General features: G+C 62.4%; 2 protein-coding genes. Both read left to right on the top strand.

Features of this window, described 5'->3' with window-relative positions; all coding sequences use genetic code 11:
- Nucleotides 1–1051, top strand: a 1051-nt coding sequence (gene istA, locus EQG66_RS15165; protein ID WP_129405343.1) for an IS21 family transposase, incomplete at its 5' end; no start/stop codon positions are given.
- Nucleotides 1041–1823, top strand: coding sequence for an IS21-like element helper ATPase IstB (gene istB, locus EQG66_RS15170; protein WP_129405344.1), 783 nt, complete (start codon nucleotides 1041–1043; stop codon nucleotides 1821–1823). The genes istA and istB, both read left to right, overlap by 11 nt.
- Nucleotides 1824–1907: the final 84 nt, after the last annotated feature.

Here is a 1907-nt window from a genome sequence, read left to right on the forward strand (position 1 = left end):
CAGCCACAGCCGTGCCTTCATCGTCCGGGCCTATCTGTTGCAGACGCACGAGATGCTGTTCGACGCCCATAATCATGCGTTCCGTGTGCTGGGAGGTGTACCGCGCCGGGGTATTTACGATAATATGCGCACCGCCGTCGACAAGGTCGGACGCGGCAAGGAGCGAACCGTCAATGCCCGCTTTCTGGCAATGGTCAGCCACTACCTCTTCGAGGCCGAGTTCTGCAACCCGGCGGCAGGTTGGGAGAAGGGGCAGGTCGAGAAGAACGTCCAGGATGCCCGTCACCGCCTGTGGCAGCCTGTCCCGCAGACAGACAGTCTCGACGCGCTCAACCTGTGGCTGGAGCAGCGCTGCAGGGCCTTGTGGCAGGAGATACCCCACGGGACGGAGCCGGGCACGATCGCGGATGTATGGGCCGATGAGGCGGAGAGTCTCATGTCCATGGGACGGCCGTTCGACGGCTTTGTCGAGTATGGCAAGCGGGTCTCGCCGACCTGCCTGGTTCACTTCGAGCGCAACCGCTACAGCGTACCGGCGTCCTTTGCCAACCGGCCCGTGAGCCTGCGGGTCTATCCCGACCGCTTTCTGGTCGTGGCCGAGGGGCAGGTGGTGTGCGAACACCAGCGCATCATCGACCGGTCCCACCAACTGGGTATCACCATCTATGACTGGCGCCATTATCTCGCCGTCGTCCAGCGCAAGCCCGGAGCCCTGCGCAACGGCGCGCCGTTCCTGGAGATGCCCGATGCGTTCCGGCGGCTGCAGGCGCATCTGCTGCGCAACCCTGGCGGTGACAGGGAGATGGTCGAGATCCTCGCGCTGGTCCTGCATCATGACGAGCAGGCCGTCCTGGTCGCGGTCGAGCTGGCGCTGGAGGCCGGTGTTCCGACCAAGACCCATATCCTCAACCTGCTGCACCGGTTGCTGGACGGCGCGCCTGTGACCACGCCTCCGGTCACCGCTCCACAGGCGTTGAGGCTGGCCAGCGAGCCATTGGCCAATGTCGAACGCTACGATGCCCTGCGCGGGGAGACACGCCATGCGTCATGATCCTGCCAGCGGCGCTCTCGTCATCATGCTGCGGAGCCTCAAAATGCATGGCATGGCCCAGGCTGTCGCGGAGCTGACCCAGCAGGGCTCTCCGGCGTTCGAGGCTGCCATGCCGATCCTCTCGCAACTGCTCAAGGCCGAGACCTCGGAACGCGAAGTGCGTTCGGTCGCCTACCAGCTCAAGACAGCCCGGTTCCCGGCCTATCGCGATCTTGCCGGCTTCGACTTCGCCAGCAGCGAGGTCAACGAGGCGCTGGTACGCCAGCTTCACCGCTGCGAGTTTATCGAGGCGGCTGACAATGTCGTGCTGGTCGGCGGCCCGGGTACCGGAAAGACGCACGTCGCCACCGCGCTCGGCGTCCAGGCCATCGAGCATCACAGGAAGCGGGTGCGCTTCTTCTCCACCGTCGAACTGGTCAACGCCCTCGAACAGGAGAAAGCCCAGGGCAAGGCTGGACAGATCGCCAACCGGCTGCTCTACACCGACCTCGTCATCCTCGATGAACTCGGATATCTGCCGTTCAGTCCATCAGGCGGCGCGCTGCTGTTCCATCTGCTCAGCAAACTCTACGAGCGCACCAGCGTCGTCATCACTACAAACCTCAGCTTCAGCGAATGGGCAAGCGTGTTCGGCGATGCCAAGATGACCACCGCCCTCCTCGATCGGCTCACCCATCACTGCCACATCCTCGAAACCGGAAACGACAGCTTCCGCTTCAAAAACAGCTCTGCCCAGCAGGCAAAACCCAAAAAGGAGAAAGCACTATCTTGACCCACAGGAATTAATCGAAACATAATCACAAGACGGGTCACTTCTCAGTGAAAACACCGGGTCAACTCTCAATGAAAATCAACA

It is taken from the genome of Sphingobium fluviale, from assembly GCF_004122115.1.
Taxonomy (GTDB): domain Bacteria; phylum Pseudomonadota; class Alphaproteobacteria; order Sphingomonadales; family Sphingomonadaceae; genus Sphingobium; species Sphingobium fluviale.